Below are 15,078 nucleotides of genomic sequence, written 5' to 3'. Positions count from 1 at the left end.
CCTCTACCGCTGCGGCGCGGGATCATCCCGCCGCGACGGCTGCCTTGAGCCGCGCATACGCCAATCGCAGTCACCGCGACCCCGCCGCACCGCGCACGCAGGTCCCACCCAGCGCAAGAAGGGCGAGCACGAGGGGAATGAAGGAAAGCGCGAGGATGGTATTCCATCCGTACGCTGTCAGCAGTCCCCCGGAGAGGAACGAGCCGAGGGTCATCGTTCCGAATACTGCGAAGTCATTGAGCGACTGAACCCGCGCCTTCTCTTCGGGACGGTGGCATTCGAGCACCAGGGCCGAGGCCCCGAGGAAACCGAAGTTCCAGCCGACACCGAGCACGATCAGGGTGATCCAGAAATGCGCCACATCGACTCCCGTCAATCCGACGGCTGCGGAGATGCCCGTCAGCACCAGGCCCGTCATGACCACGCGGGGTGCGCCGAAGCGCGTGATCAGCCGCCCGGTAAAGAAACTTGGGGCATACATCGCAACCACGTGCCATTGAATGGCGAGGTTTGACGACTCCTGCGACAGCCCGCAGAGCTGCATTGCCAAGGGTGCCGCGGTCATCAGGAAGTTCATGAGCAGGTAGGAGACGACCCCGCAGATGACTGCCGTGATGAACCGGGGCTGGCGGGCGATAACACCAAGGGGACGACCGCCTGCGGCCTCCACCTTGGTCGGGGCCGGAAGGCGAACGCCGATCAGAAGCAGTGCGGAGAGTGCCGCCACTGCCGCCTGCGCGAGGTAGCTCGCCGCGAACATATGCGGCATCCAGAGATACATGGTGTTGTTGACAAGCTGCGGACCGATCACGCCGGCCAGGACGCCGCCGGCCATGACGAGAGACAGGGCGCGCGGACGCCGGTCAGCCGGAACGCAGTCTGCAGCCGCGAAACGAAACGAAAGCACTACGGCGGCATAGGCGCCCCCGAAGAGCGTCGCGGCGCAGTATAGCCAGAACGAGCCGATCACCACCGCAACCGCCGCCAGCAACCCGACGAGCACGCCGCAGCCCGTCCCAACCAGAAATGCGGTACGTCGGCCGTAGCGTTGCGCGATGGCACCGGCGGGCAGCGTCGAGACCGCCATCCCCACCACGAACATCGATATCGGCATCGTGGCGAGCGCGGGGGTAGGAGCAAGCGTGTTTCCGACGATCGCCCCGGTGGAATAGATGCCGGCCGAATTCGCGCCCCCCAACGCCTGTGCAATGGTCAGCCTCGCAAGGTTGCCGCGTGCGGCGTCATAATGAGATGAGGCAGCGGGTTCGAGCACTTTGCTTGCGGTAATTTCTGACATCCGGCTTCACAAGGCATGAGGGGACTGATCCGGCGCGAGGTCTGGTCGCGTCGGTCGGAAAAGGCGCTTAGCATTCGATTTGACCAAAGATTAGCGAATTTCGATTTGGCTGTATTTCAATGGACTGACAATCTATGTAGAATACCTGCCAAAGCGAGAGATAAACATGATCTGGCATCCGATCGCCGCGCCGCCGGGGGTTCGTCCTCCTCAACCGATCACGGTGCGAGCGCAATCCATTCCCGCGCGTCATTATTTTCCGGACCACTCCCATACTTGGCACCAGCTGGTCTATGCGATCTCCGGAGTGCTGACGGTTTACACGGAAGCCCAATCCTTCGTGATCACGCCGGATCAGGCAGTGTGGTTGCCGACCGGCGTCGTGCACCGCGTCGGCTCGCTTCTCGGCGCGGTATTTCGAAGCCTCTGGATCGCGGATGCCGCCGGCGCAAACCTACCGAGAGTCCCGACGATCTTCATGATGTCACCCTTGCTGCAGGCCTTGATCATCGAGGCCACGGAACTCGAGGGCGAGCCGGAAGGAGATGGCTATTCAGGTCGCGTGACCGCCCTCATCCTCGATCAGCTCGTGCGGGTCCAGCCGCTGCCATCGGCTTTGCCATGGCCGCGCAACAAGCCGTTGACCACGCTGTGCGAGGCGCTCTATCTGGACCCTACGGATGACCGAAGCCCGCAGGAATGGGGGCTGGCGCTGAATATTTCGACCCGAACATTGGCGCGCCGCTTCAACACGGAGCTGGGCATGAGCCTGCGCTCATGGAGACGGCGCCTTCGGCTCTTCCGTGCAATAGAGCTTCTGGGCGGTGGTCTGGGCGTGACACAAGTCGCCATGGAGCTTGGTTACGGCTCGACATCGGCTTTCGTGTATGCGTTCCGCATCGAAATGGGCAGTAGTCCCCAAGCTTACGTGCGCCGCCATGTCATGGAAGGCGCAAGCGCGCCAACGGGCTCAGCCTTTCAAAAGGTGCAGAGCTGAACGATGGATCCCCCGTCGGGGCCGGGCACGTTGGGCCTCGAACAGCCATCATGCCGGCGGGTCGAAGGCCCCGATCTCCGGCAGGTTGTCGTCGAAACGCTCCACCTGCACGGTCGTCAGTTGCACAGTGCAGCCCTGCGCCAGGGCCGAGGTACCTTAGCGCATCTCTAACTGGCTGTACCGCAACGTTTGCCAATCTATATTGATTATCTACCAGTTTGCAGGTGCTCAATACACGGCAACCGGCCACGTGCCCTCCGGGTTGGCACTACGCCCTCGGTAGGGCCGCCACGGGGCACCTGTGGCGCGGCCGGAAGGCTCATCTATTCTTAGATGGAACCGATCTGCCATCTGACGTGCTTGCGGCGCACCCTCGCGAGTACGTGTAAATCCGCTACGGCTTCGGCTTACGATCTCGACAGAAGGATGCCTCTCCAGCCATTGCCCCACCCACCGCTCTCCGGACACCAGCGCCTGCCTTATATTCATCATACTTATTGTTCTTATATTGCACTGCAACAAAATCAGCCTGTCTGTCCGAACTTCTGTGACGGCCGGCTCGCTTAGGGCGCACCATCGAGGGATCAACCCATGACAACTTCAATGAGAGATATAAGGGCGCCCGTCGCAGACCGAGGCTACGGCGATACAGGAGCCGCGGTTCGGCGATCTCGCGAAGCGGTGGGATATAGCGTTGAGGAGCTTGCAATAACCTGTGGCCTGACTGGCGCCGAAATCACAAGGATTGAAATAGGTGCTGATGCCGACCCGGGCAGACTCCGGCGCATCGCTGCTGCACTTCGAGTGCCAACCTCCACGTTCCTACTGAACTAGCGGAACGGGCGTCGCGCTGTTTGCGGAGCCCCCAAAATCTCCTGAGTTGATGCCGCCGCGGCTTTGTTGAACGCTGCTATCCTTGTCGTCAACCGGGAAGATTGTCCCGAATGTTGAACTTTGATTCCGAATCAATGAACTTATCCGCGAGGTACGTGAATCCTCGTGCACCAAGTGCGCGGAAAACCTGATCAGAATGAGACGGCGCACTGCCACATGTACAAAGGCGGTTTGCACCATCATGGATGTCGCCATTGAATTGACGGCACGGAAAGGAGGCTACATGCGTGCGCCATCAGGTGCTGTTGCGGGACTTTGCTCTGCCTCCGCGACCATGTTCGCAGTGGGAATGGCGTTCCTTGGCTATTGGGGATTGTATGAGCCCGACGACTGGCGCAGCGCCGATCTTGTCATTGTGATTTTGGCGCTCGTCGGATTTGCAGCGCTTGGCTCGGTGCCCTGGATTGTGACTACCCCCGTTGCAAATGACGGCGAGGAGAAGGTCCTAGCCGCCAGGCGAGCGTTGGCGTTGGGAGTCATCTTGATCTGGCTGTCCGTTCTCGTCTCGGTATTCACCTAATCTCGCCCCATCGGCTGCCTCTGGCGTCCTCGTGCAAGGCTCCTCCCTCACACTTGCGACCCCAACGCACGGATCAGTTGACGCTGGATGTCGTGATGTTTCTCCCATTCGCAATGTGCTCCAGGCTCTCCCATATGGGCCCCGCGACGCTTCAAGACAGGACTCCCTTAAGGTTGTTCATTCAAGAAACGCGGTTGCAGGCGCGGGCAGCAGCGAATAAGGTTCGCCGGCGGCGCCGACGCCGCTCAGCTCACGAGGATGTTCATGGCGACCGGTACCGTAAAATTTTTCAACCAGGACAAGGGCTTTGGCTTCATTACACCCGACAATGGCGGAGCGGACGTGTTCGTCCATGTTTCGGCTGTGCAGGGTGGGGATCCGCTTCGCGACGGTCAGAAGGTCAGCTATGACCTTGGGCAGGACCGCAAGACGGGGAAGTCGAAAGCGGAAAACGTCAGATCCGTCTGATCGGCTACCTCATAGAGTCACCGGTCCTCGCAGCTAAATCTCGAGACCGACGATGCGTATGTAAAGCGATCTTGATCTCGTCCTGATGCAGTAGAGAGTAGCGCCTCTTCTAGCCGCTGAATCTCGAGAGATCATTGAATTCGTTATCTTTGAGGACAGGTTTTTCCGATCGACCAACTGCGCAATGTAGCGAGCGCCTGATCCTCCGGCGCATGTGCCAATCGCAAGCAGGCTGCGAGGGGAACGGACAAGCGTACCGGCGGTATTGACGCGCTTCGCCAGCAAGGGGTGCCGTGCGACCCATTTTACAGTCCTGGCCCCGATGAAGTTTGTGGATCAGAGGTGAGCCGGACAATACTCGTGTTTGTCCGGGTTGATGAGGGGCTCGGCCGTGGCAAGCGGCGAACCCATACGGGACGCCTCCTGCACCAACATCTCGCGCATCCACAGGCTTGCCGGATCACTATCGTGAAGGGCAGGCCATTGGACAGCCTCGGTGAATGGGGGAAGTGGCAGCGGAAGTTCAACGATCTGCACGGGAATTGTCTTTGCGAAATGCTGCGCCAGCCGTAAGGGCATGGTTCCTATACGCTCGGTCCCCACCAGCATGGGCGGAATCATGCTGAAGCCCTGTAGGACGACGTCGGTACGTCTCTTGAGACCATGCTCGAGCAAATACCATTCCTCGATGCCTGGCCTCCGGCTATTCCCGAACTTGACCACAACGTGCCCCATCGACATGTATCTGTTGAATGTAAGTGGCTCTGACAGTTGCTCGTTCGTGCGACAACCTACACACACGTGTACATCTTCGAACAATTTCGCGCGAGGATGAGCGTTCGACATCAAGATTTCCGGGAGAATTACCAGATCGACATCGCCGCGCCGAAGAAGGTCCTCATTATCGTCGGTGGGAGGCCGAAATTCGAAGCTGACTCCGGGAGCTTCCCGCGCCGCACGCTCCACGATCTTTTCAAAAAACACGAGTGTGACGTAATCGGAAAGCACGATCTTGAAACGACGATCCGACTGGGCCGGGTTAAACGGCTCCCAGGAAATAATCGAGAGCTGAACGTGCAGCAGAGCCTCGCGCACCGCGGAGGCGAGCCCTTCCGCACGCGGTGTGGGGATAAATTCGCGACCAGCCATCGTAAATAGCTCATCACGGAAATAGGTGCGTAACCGGGCGACGGCGGCGCTCATCGCCGGCTGGCTCAGGTTGATGCTGCGTGCCGCCGCCGTGAGGTTCCGCTCGGCCATCAGAGCGTCGAGCGCAACCAGGAGATTTAGATCAAGACCCTTGAACCGCATGTTTCTTTATCCATACCGTGGATGTATGCCATCCGACCTATCAGCACCGTTTATTAGTAATACAAATTGACATTTTCACAGTGCAGAGACGGGGTATGGAAACTTTCATTCGCGAATTGCATATTGAACGCGAATTTGAATACGGCGTGTCGGATTGCGGACGCGCCGTGCTCGGGCAATGCTAGCGATCTAGCCTCGCGTCGCGCCGGCTTTCAGCGAGTGAACGGTCGGACTTTCGTCATCGCGTGCCGATAGCTTGACCTGTTCGGTCAAGAGCTTCTGGCGGTCGACGACACTGATTAAGGGCGGTCAAACAACGAGGAGCGACTTCCTCTTGGCTCGCTTGCGAAGTTCATCCGTGAAGCGGACGACAAATTGGCCGCTCAGGAAGCGGCTGAGCGCGACGGATGCTGACGAGGAGAAGTCAGCGGCGCCAACGGCGATCATCCGCCGACGCAGAGGCATATCTACGGCATGGCTGTCTTCCGATTTACGCAAACCGGTCATCCTATTTGCCGCGTGAGGGCGTTCGTCATCCGCTTTGTCAGGAGGACCTGCGAGAATGTGATCCACAGACGCGTCTCCTTGTTTCGGACGGATTTTCTCCATAGTGCGCCCTATAAACTGCGGAGAACCTCCCGAACTGAAAGAATCCCCATTTCAGGCAGATTTCTTTCAAAAGCATACGGTTCTCTGGATCGAGCAGGTCCTCCCGTGCAGCGCGTAACCGAAGCATCTGTAGATAGGCAGCAGGCGTAGTATCCTTGAAAGCACGAAAACCCGCTTCGAGTGCTCTGGTGGAAACACCCACTGCATCTGCCACCATTGGCATTGTAATCGGACGGTTGATATTGGCACACATGAACTCGATCCCGCGGCGGACATGTCCGGGAGCAATCATGCAAGGCTTCTTATTCATTAGATGCGACAACCGATGAGGCACCATCCTTATTACCACGTCGGCTAGTGCCTGCGTAATATGTGCCATCGCTACGGGAGACTGAGTGAGGGGGCCATTATCGCGTATTCCGTCGATGACCGCTTCCGTAATATTGCCGATTGTCCTACCAACTGGCGTTGACAGATCCAATTCGGGCAACAGGTCGAGCGAGCCATTAAACGGCACATCGAAAGTTTCGCCAATTGTCCGTTGGATCAAGGACCAATCAAGCACCAACTCGTCTATGAGATTGGATTGCCCGTGCATTGAGATGCCGCCAGGCTCGAAATTCCTGTAAAGAAGCAATTTCCCTTGTCCGGCCTCGGCGATGCGCGAACCGTACGTGACCCCCATGCCACCTCTGCGCGGCACTACGATCGATAGGTGCTCTGTTGCATCGGAAGCCCCCTGAGCGCGGAACTGAAACCCTGTCTGATGATACCCAGTAATCAATACTGCGCTTTCACAGGCCGAAAGATCGATCGCCCAATGGAAGTCTTGAGCACGGCCGACGAGCTCGGCGTCGAATGTGCCGAAAACCCCTCCGAGGGTTTCGATCATGCTATCGAACGTTGAGCCGCGATATCGAAAAACGGCGTCACCGGCGCTATTTTCCATCATGTATTCTCCAGGTTCAGTATTGCTGCTTTTATCGTTCCTGCTGGTTCAATGGCCGAGGACCTGACCGAGAGATGTGCGCGTGCAGTCCGATTGCGGCGCGCTGTCTGCATCTCGCCCGTTCTGTTCCCAATAGCAAGCTGAGCAGGTAAATTTATACGACAGCGCTAATATAGAAAAGAAGAAGGTGCCATGCCGAGCTAGCCGGGTTGCTACGAAATTTCGCAACGTAGAGCGGGACCAAGAACCGATCGAAACTCCATCAGGAGTCGTACACCACACGGACGCCCCTTCCGCCGGCGATTTCAGCCACCCGCTTCGATGATCTAATTGCCTATCCGGTAAACAAGACCGTGTCCCATTCGACCTCAAGCTTGCCTGTGTCTCCTCTCATCGATGACGGAAATTCCCACGGTGCCCCCACACGGCCTCCCCCTAACAGCACGGCAAAGCCGGAAATGAGGGGGCCGATATACCACAGCCAGACTGTCTTCAGCGCGTCGCGCTGCCGCTAGCCCTGCAGAACCAGGATGGAAACACAGAATTCAACTCGCAACAACAGAGTTGGTTGATGCACTTACCAAGCGGTCGCGTCTGAGCACGACAGTTATACTAGATTTTTGATTATGATATAATAGCGTTGATACGGACCCCCACTTTACTATACTAAATCTGGAAATCCAGTATAACGCCGAGATCCATGCTGAAAACCGTCGACATGATGTACCAGACGATGCTCGCCGAGGTCGGTCAGCGTGCGATGGATGACGCCTGGACGCTGGGCTTCCTGCCGACTGGTCGCTTTGTGAAGGTCAGGGTCAAGGATCGCGATTACTGGTATTTCGATCAGCCAGACGCGAAGGCGGTCAAAAGCGGAAATATGTCGGCCCCGTCGAAGATCCTGAGATCACGAAACGCGTCGAGGACTTCTCCACCATCAAAACCGACTACAGGACACGCCGACGTCTGGTCTCCAGCCTCACGACGGACGGCGGCCTGCTGGCGGCCGACCGAAGCTCAGGCGTGATCGTCGAAGCTCTGGCGGCTGCAGGCCTCTTCCGGCTTCGCGCTGTGCTTGTAGGCACGCTCGCCTTCGGAGCCTATTCCGGCCTTCTGGGTGTCCGCCTTCCCTCCACTGCCATCGTGACCGCAGATGCCGATTTCGCAAAGGGCTATGCGTTTTCGGCCAGCGTCATGGATAGCCTGCCACCGATCCTCAATCTGCTGCAATCCATTGACCCGACTTTCCGTGCCGTGCCGACCCTGACCGGGGCGGAGACAACCGCGTTCACCAACGGCGAAGGCTATCGCGTCGAGTTTTTGACTACGAATCGAGGCAAGCGCGAGTACCTGGACAAGCCTGCCGAAATGCCTGCCCTTGGTGGAGCGGGTGCACAGCCGCTTAGGTTTATGGATTTCCTGATCCGCGAACCCGTCAGAACGGTGCTCCTGTACGGAGCCGGTGTCTCGGTATTGGTGCCCGACCCGGCGCGTTATGCCGTTCACAAGCTCATCGTCGCGTCCCGGCGTCATGCCGACAGTGCACTCAAGCGCGACAAGGACGTGATGCAGGCCGGGATCCTTGTCCCTGCTGCAGACCAGACGATCTCCCGACCTCGCAATGGTCTATATAGAAGCATGGGAACGTAGGCCCCAATGGCAGGAAGGCATCAAGACCGGAGCGGCGATGTTATCCAATGAGCGCAAAGACCTTCTCAGGGAATGTCTCGAGGCCGGAAGCAAGGAAATAGGGGAGAAAGCAGCCTTGCCGTTCTGAGGGCGCTTCAGCCCCGTAAGCAGGGTTGCAAGGTTGGTCCACGCGGACCCATCGTCGCCGAAGCGATTAAGCGCATCTACAATATTCTCGTTGGCGCTCTGCACGTCGTATTTCCTGGCATCAGTAGTCCTGTACGCCACCGACTGTTCTAAGATCAGCTTCAGTGGAGTTTGGACTTTCGCGAAGACGATTATGACGGTGCTCGCACTGATCATCGCCACAGGCGCGGTGCAGATTGTGGAAGGTCTCGCGGATACGATTGGTAAGTAAAACCACATCAGCCGCTATCTGCGGCAACTATTTAGTTTATTGGGTAGGCGGATCATCCCAATTGAAAGCGGAGAAGCATGGAAAAGCGGCCGAGGATGAAGACTGATCCCGAGGCTGTTGCTGCAAGCCCAGCCAAGGCGTCGCCTACCACAAGAAAATTCCTCCGTTGTTCACGGCCGACTGATAAGGCGCGCGGCGCCACGACAATCAAGCCGACTTCGGTCAGTTCCGTCAGCGTGATGGTGCGCGGAGTGAGGCCAGATCAGCGTCGCTCCGGAAGTAGCGCGACGCCGCCTCCGTCCGGTTGCGCACGTCCATCTTCTTGCAGATGTTGCGGACATGGACTTTGACGGTGTTTTCGGAAAGCCCGAGACGATCGGCGATGATCTTGTTCTGCGTGCCCATGCAGATGAGCTCGAGAACCTGGATCTCGCGCGTCGTCAGGAGGCCTTGGCCAAAGTCGGTCCTGCGTTCCAGATCGACGGCTTCCGAAGACGCCTGTTTTTGCTCGACAAGGCCACCGCCTGAGAGCGCTCTCGGCGCCAGGCGGCGAAGCAACGCGGCGGGAAAATGCTCGCCGCCCTTCATCAAGAGATCGATGGCGGTAAGGCATACGTCGAGATTGAGATTCAGGGGCAGTACGCCGTGAACCAACCCTTCGTCGACAAATCCCGCGATCGACGAGTCGAGCTCGTCCGCATCCTGCACCATCAGGGCGACACCGGCCTTTGGATGGAACTCGTGGACCATCCTCATGATCGATGGAAATGCTGCCACCGGCAGACCGTAGAGCATGATCAGGCTTACGTTGATAAGTTTGCCATCCAGGAGACGCTCGGCGCTGGAAAGGCTTACGACGTCCCGATCTTGAAAACGCGCGCTGATCGCCTGCGTCAGACATTCGGCGAACAGGTCGGTCTTAGCGAGCACTACAATCTTGCTTTTCTTCGGCAATACCTTGTCGTTATCTGCAAAATTGCTCAGGGGCGCACTCGTGCGATACATTTATGCCTCCTTCGTATTCGCTATATCTTTCGGATTCTGAGTTTCTACCTGAGTGCGTTAAACTTCGCCTGAGACCATTGCAAAATATTGCGATAGTATTCTAGTAAGCGTTCAAAAATTGATGGATATTAAATTAAGTACATTCAGATAACGCCGTCGCTAAATACTTGGCTCTAATTATGTTTACCGATACAACCATCAAGCGCCAATGTCATTATCGCTTAGTCCCGATAGTTATCTCGCCGTTCATTTCTACTCAAAATGGACTAGCTCAGATCGCCGCCGCCCGGGGGTAAAGTGCCTGAGGAGCGATGCTTCTTTGGTAGGCAAGTCAAACAGGTCCGAGCGCTGGGCTGAGACCTGCGGCAACGGGTAAATTCGACCCTATTTTAGGCGATCGGTAGACCGGCCGATGATTGCCGCTTTTCGGGAAGTCGACTGTTTATCTCTGGCCTTGAAAGGAGACAGACGGCATCCGCGCCAAACTACAGGGTCGTGAGTCAGGATCGCGCGCAACTGACCATGCCCTGGTCCAGCGACCCCGAAGATCTCGCCACCGCCGGCATCGATTATCGAATTTCGGTGATTGCCGGCGAAGACATGCTCGCGGAGCGGATCGCGCTCCACCGCGATCACAAGACGCAGCAGGTGGCGATCACGTGGACGGCTTTGAGGATTCGCGAGGGAAATGAGAAGTTCGATGCGGTCGTAGAAGTTGCGGCGGTCGGCCTGGAGCACGCAGCGCCCGTCATGGCGAGCCGTTCACCCTCAAGTTTGGCGAGACGATCAAGCAACTAACCAGCGCGTCTGGCCAGGAGGTCCGAACGCTCGTCGAAGGCGCGATCAGCTCAGGGCACGCCCGTTCGCTACACTGGTGGCTATTACAAGGCTCTGCTGCCATTGGAGGTCGCCGCCTCAACACACTGAGGCATAGTCGGTCGCCTCGCGCAAGCCACCTCGTCTACCGGACTCCTCCACCCATTTGTGGCATGGATTGGTCTTATCCAAACAATCAATTTTACCAATTTGCGAGAATGCCGCATAGCACGTCCACGCGGTGCTGGCGGAAGGATCACCGTTTGGATGCGCAGTGAAAAGGAAATTTGCAAGACGTGGCTATATGCAATTCGCGCTTTCTGCGTGGATATCGATCCGGATGCCGACCCGAATTTGTCGGGCGCGCTGCAGATTCATAACTACTGGACCCGCCCCCGTGACGAAGACGACCGCGGTAATGAGAGTCACTCCGACCTGAGGTTGGCGCATTTTAACGATTCGCCGGAGCAACCAAATGCACGTTCTCGATGTTAATCAGATGATCCAGTCCTTCGTGAAAGCGCTTGAGCTGGTTGTGATCTTCGCCACCTTTTGCGCCGCGCTGGAGCTAACCTTTCCGGCTTATCGATACAGTTTTGCCTCATACGTGCGCGGCGTCCGGAATTGGATTATTCGCCTCGGATGGGGTGCGTTGATCTGGCACCTCTTCGCTGTGGGTTTGGGCTGGTTAGGGATAAAGCCGCTCGTAACGATCAATTTCGGTATGTTGCTTCACTCTGACAACGCAATCATTAATAATGGATTGGCCGTCCTTTCAGGGGTTTTAGTGGCGATTGCCGGCGACTTCTTTTACTACTGGATGCACCGCGCTCAGCATGCTGTTCCATTCCTCTGGCGCCTGCACGCTACTCACCACTCGATCCGCGAATTGACGGCATGGAATTGCAATCATCACGTTTCCGAGCCCCTCATTTACGCAGCGTTGGTAGCACTGCCACTCGCGCTGATCCACTTCGAATCTGGCGTAGTGCCCGTTGTTGCCATGACACTGATTACCTTTCAGGGCCATCTTTCACACTCTAGCACCCGCATCAATCTTGGGCCGCTTCGATATATCATTGGCGACAATAAGTTCCACCGCATTCACCACTCGATGGAACCGCATCACCGGCACCGAAACTATGGGTTCTTTACAACCATCTGGGACACGGTTTTTCTAACGGCATATTGGCCAAAAAAGAATGAGTGGCCGGACGTCGGCCTCCGAAACCAGCCCGAGCCGCTTACCGTGCGCGATTACATTATGTTCCCATTCGATCGACGTCGTTGGCATAGTAAAGTCGGAACTGGTGTAGAGGCTGGGGATTGAACGAGCGGAGATTTACACTTCGAATCTGATTGGGTCGCAAAACCATCAAAACAAGCACTCCATAAGGAGCAGTTTCCACAAACGCCGGACAAGCCTGCGCGTTGGAATAGCATCAGGTCGTGCCAGTTGCCCGCCCATAGCGCGGAAAAGGTCAGGGCCGCCCTTGTCGACGCGGCCGACGTTATCAGGACCTTAAAGATCCTGTTGGGCGTGCCACATTTCGCGCGGCTGGTCGCCGCAGTTTCAGAGACCATAGGACTGACACAGCCATATAGGCCGTTCTCCTGACCGAACGCAGCCCCGTGGTGGAGCTGAAACAAATTGGCGCCGAGAAAACCAGTTCGAGCAAGAACAGAGGAAGCAGGAATGCAATTGCCGCGAAGACGGGCCAGTTCGACAGATCTCGGAGGAATGCGAAAGCGAGAACTGTATCGATCACCATGCCGCCGATGATCGATACACCATAAGCCGGGGCAAGAGATTCGGAGCTGCTGAACGCAAACATTGAGCACAAGGACGCCGGTGAGGAGTGCAACGGCAGATAGCTCTGTCCCGTTTGTGTTTCCGAGGTGTAACAGATCTCGAATTTTGGCACGAATCCAAGGTGGATCGCTTGCCGGACGAGTGAAAACGCTCCGGCGATGACTGACTGACTGGCGATGATTGTTGCGGCAGTAGCAAGCATCACCATCGGCAACAGGGCCCATTTCGGGAACGTCAAGAAAAACGGATCCGAAATGGCACCGGGATGCGACAGCAGCATCGCTTTCAGCCGTCCATGCGAATGACCACGGAGATTGATCGATTTTTTTTCCCTATCTGGTTCCAGGTGCGGAATGGATAGTGGCGGAGGATGAGATGTTTGCTGCCGTTCAGCTGCGAGAGCAGATGCTCGCCGAGCCGGCACGCCGAGCCGCAAAATCACCGAGGTGCAGATCTCGTCCTCAGGCGAAACGACGCGGGTCCGATACGCCATCAGTGCGGCATCAATATCATCGGAGTCATTGATGAAATCGCCTTTCAAACCACCCTTCTCGCGCTCAATGCAGGCGTAGAGGCACCACGTGCCGGCGAGACGGGAAGCGCTTTGCGGTTGTCGCTCAGGAGGTTCGTGAATTGGCCCAACGCTCGGCCGGTGCTGCAAAAGAGATCAAGGGCATGATCTTGCAATTATCTGCGGAAGAACAGAATGGTGTGAAGCTGGTCCTCAACGGTCGAAAAACAGTAGTTTAATCTGGTCGCGCGACGATTGCAGAGGGCAAAGACCGCCAAGCTGCCGGTTCTAAAGGTTCTAAGGTGACAACATTCATGAATGATGCTGTCGTTATTCGTTCTGGTATTGCACGGGCAGTTGTCAACCGAAAAGGAGCGGAGCTAATTGGGTGGCAGGTCGGTGCAAACGACCTCCTTTGGCCGCGAGACTCCCTAGGTTGGAACCAAACCTGTCCCCTGATGTTCCCATCATGCGGATGGAGTGAGTCTTCACGTGTCGAAATAAAAGGGCAATATTATCCGATGCCTGTTCACGGCTTCATCAGCATGCAGGAATTTGCCTTGGTTTCCAACTCAGAATCTGAGGTGACATTAGAAGCATCTGACGATGAATTCACAAAAACAATGTTTCCATTTTATTTCCGTTTGAGAATTAAGTATACAATTGTAGATATGCAATTGCACACTGGGATTTCCGTAAAAAACACGTCCGATCGCGCATTCTTGCCTTATTCCATCGGAATACATCCCGGATTTAGATGGCCGTTACTGTCTCCGCACAAAGATACCTGGCGGCTGCAATTCGAGAAATCGGAATCCCCTCTCGTCCCGTGCATATCTTCCCAAGGGCTAATTCAAGGCAATCAACGGAAAATCTCATTCCACGGACGTTGCCTTCATCTAAATGAAAGCCTTTTCCAAAATGAAGCGCTTTGTTTTTTGAATGCGAATAGTAAAAGGCTGTCGCTTGTTGGAGAGAAGGTCACAATTGGAATTGATGCGCCAGATGCACGTCACTGGGTTGTGTGGTCTCTTCCACAGCAGGACTTTCTGGCGTTAGAACCATGTACGGGCCACGGCGATATAGAGGGCACGCGCATTCCATTTGACGAACGGGAATACAATGTCAATCTCGCCCCAGGAGAAGAGCAACATTTCCAAGTACGATTTGAATTTTCACGGCATGAAGACTAGTCCTCAAAAGACTTGGACGGCCTCCGCTCCCGGCATTTCATGCGTCCGTCCTTTAATAAGGCCGGACTCTAATCCAATCTGGAGGAAATTACCCGTGGCAGGTCAGTCCAGACCGAGCCTCTTGCGCAGTTCGGCATTTTCCGCTCGCAACTTTTCCGCCAGGAGTTTGCGGAGCCTCTGGTTTTCCTCTTCGAGCTGGCCAAGATCTGCCAACTCATCGCCGGCCGGTCGGGGCTTGGTGCTCTTAGTGTCCTTTCGCTCTACAGGTTTCGCGGCACCTTTCCAATGGTAGTAGGTTTGCTCCGATATGCCGGCGCTCTTGATAGCGTCCTTGAGGGTGCTGCCTTCGGTGACTTGCGTCTCGATCAGCTTGAGCTTCTCGCTCTTCTCTTGTTCGCTATACCTCCTAGGCTCAGCGGCGGACGCCTTTGATGAAGCTTGCACCGGTTCGGCAGCAGCCTTCGGACGCCGTGGCGACCTCTGCTTTTTAGCCGTTGGTGCTTTCACTTCTGCGTCCGTCGCTACAGTCGCAGCAACTGGTCCTGCATTACTTTCATCAGCCATCAGCAATTCCCTCCTTTAGTCATCGCCTGTTTTCCGCTGAGTGCACCACAGAGTCAACACAACCATCAGAGTCCTGCTTTACGG

At 56.4% G+C, this 15,078-nt stretch carries 13 protein-coding genes and 4 pseudogenes; 9 read left to right on the top strand and 8 right to left on the bottom strand.

Annotated features, from left to right (window positions below):
* Window positions 1-70 precede the first annotated feature (70 nt).
* Entirely contained in the window at window positions 71-1,297 is a 1,227-nt protein-coding gene (locus QA637_RS28865; RefSeq protein ID WP_283067844.1) for an MFS transporter, read from the bottom strand.
* Window positions 1,298-1,463: 166 nt separating this feature from the next.
* Between QA637_RS28865 and QA637_RS28860 the strand changes: the two genes are divergently transcribed.
* From QA637_RS28860 to QA637_RS28845, 4 genes are all read left to right on the top strand, one after another.
* On the top strand, window positions 1,464-2,294 hold the full coding sequence (locus QA637_RS28860; RefSeq protein WP_283067842.1) for an AraC family transcriptional regulator: 831 nt from the start codon (window positions 1,464-1,466) through the stop codon (window positions 2,292-2,294).
* A gap of 591 nt (window positions 2,295-2,885) precedes the next feature.
* Entirely contained in the window at window positions 2,886-3,128 is a 243-nt protein-coding gene (locus tag QA637_RS28855; RefSeq protein WP_379937343.1) for a helix-turn-helix domain-containing protein, read from the top strand.
* Window positions 3,129-3,411: 283 nt separating this feature from the next.
* Window positions 3,412-3,708, top strand: a complete 297-nt coding sequence (locus tag QA637_RS28850) for a hypothetical protein (protein WP_283068027.1) — start codon at window positions 3,412-3,414, stop codon at window positions 3,706-3,708.
* A gap of 264 nt (window positions 3,709-3,972) precedes the next feature.
* A complete protein-coding gene (locus QA637_RS28845) occupies window positions 3,973-4,176 on the top strand; it encodes a cold-shock protein (protein ID WP_283067840.1) in 204 nt (67 codons plus the stop codon).
* 336 nt (window positions 4,177-4,512) lie between these two features.
* Here the strand turns inward: QA637_RS28845 and nodD2 are convergent, their stop codons facing one another.
* From nodD2 to QA637_RS28830, 3 genes are all read right to left on the bottom strand, one after another.
* Window positions 4,513-5,487 carry a transcriptional regulator NodD2 gene (nodD2, locus tag QA637_RS28840; RefSeq protein ID WP_283067838.1) on the bottom strand — a complete coding sequence of 325 codons (975 nt, stop codon included), beginning with the start codon at window positions 5,485-5,487 and terminating at the stop codon, window positions 4,513-4,515.
* A gap of 309 nt (window positions 5,488-5,796) precedes the next feature.
* A complete protein-coding gene (locus tag QA637_RS28835) occupies window positions 5,797-6,060 on the bottom strand; it encodes a hypothetical protein (protein ID WP_283067836.1) in 264 nt (87 codons plus the stop codon).
* The gene (locus QA637_RS28830) at window positions 6,032-7,048 is read right to left on the bottom strand and encodes a helix-turn-helix transcriptional regulator (RefSeq protein WP_283067834.1); all 1,017 of its coding nucleotides are present in this window, start codon (window positions 7,046-7,048) and stop codon (window positions 6,032-6,034) included. Before QA637_RS28830 ends, QA637_RS28835 begins: the two co-directional genes overlap by 29 nt.
* Before the next feature lie 700 nt (window positions 7,049-7,748).
* Between QA637_RS28830 and QA637_RS28825 the strand changes: the two are divergent.
* Window positions 7,749-8,822, top strand: a pseudogene (locus QA637_RS28825) (nucleotidyltransferase family protein).
* A gap of 501 nt (window positions 8,823-9,323) precedes the next feature.
* Here QA637_RS28825 and QA637_RS28820 read toward each other — a convergent pair.
* Window positions 9,324-10,097, bottom strand: a complete 774-nt coding sequence (locus QA637_RS28820) for a helix-turn-helix transcriptional regulator (RefSeq protein ID WP_283067832.1) — start codon at window positions 10,095-10,097, stop codon at window positions 9,324-9,326.
* A 522-nt stretch (window positions 10,098-10,619) separates the two neighbouring features.
* Here QA637_RS28820 and QA637_RS28815 point away from each other — a divergent pair.
* Both QA637_RS28815 and QA637_RS28810 read left to right on the top strand, forming a co-directional pair.
* Window positions 10,620-10,895 carry a hypothetical protein gene (locus QA637_RS28815; protein WP_283067830.1) on the top strand — a complete coding sequence of 92 codons (276 nt, stop codon included), beginning with the start codon at window positions 10,620-10,622 and terminating at the stop codon, window positions 10,893-10,895.
* Between the two features lie 493 nt (window positions 10,896-11,388).
* Window positions 11,389-12,243, top strand: coding sequence for a sterol desaturase family protein (locus QA637_RS28810; RefSeq protein WP_283067828.1), 855 nt, complete (start codon window positions 11,389-11,391; stop codon window positions 12,241-12,243).
* A 299-nt stretch (window positions 12,244-12,542) separates the two neighbouring features.
* Here QA637_RS28810 and QA637_RS28805 read toward each other — a convergent pair.
* Window positions 12,543-13,009 (bottom strand): annotated as a pseudogene (locus tag QA637_RS28805) (KUP/HAK/KT family potassium transporter); the annotation flags it as partial.
* Window positions 13,004-13,231, bottom strand: a pseudogene (locus QA637_RS28800) (hypothetical protein); the annotation flags it as partial. The pseudogenes QA637_RS28800 and QA637_RS28805, both read right to left, overlap by 6 nt.
* Here QA637_RS28800 and QA637_RS28795 point away from each other — a divergent pair.
* Window positions 13,232-13,449 (top strand): annotated as a pseudogene (locus tag QA637_RS28795) (methyl-accepting chemotaxis protein); the annotation flags it as partial. It abuts the pseudogene before it with no gap.
* Between the two features lie 102 nt (window positions 13,450-13,551).
* On the top strand, window positions 13,552-14,430 hold the full coding sequence (locus QA637_RS28790; RefSeq protein WP_283067827.1) for an aldose epimerase family protein: 879 nt from the start codon (window positions 13,552-13,554) through the stop codon (window positions 14,428-14,430).
* A gap of 102 nt (window positions 14,431-14,532) precedes the next feature.
* On the opposite strand, the gene QA637_RS28785 is transcribed toward QA637_RS28790, so the two are convergent.
* Window positions 14,533-14,994 (bottom strand): transposase, encoded by a 462-nt coding sequence (locus QA637_RS28785; RefSeq protein WP_283067826.1) that lies wholly within the window; start codon window positions 14,992-14,994, stop codon window positions 14,533-14,535.
* Between the last annotated feature and the right edge of the window lie 84 nt (window positions 14,995-15,078).

The sequence above is a fragment of the Sinorhizobium terangae genome, from assembly GCF_029714365.1.
GTDB lineage: Bacteria > Pseudomonadota > Alphaproteobacteria > Rhizobiales > Rhizobiaceae > Sinorhizobium > Sinorhizobium terangae.
This window is presented reverse-complemented; position numbering and strand designations above follow the sequence as displayed.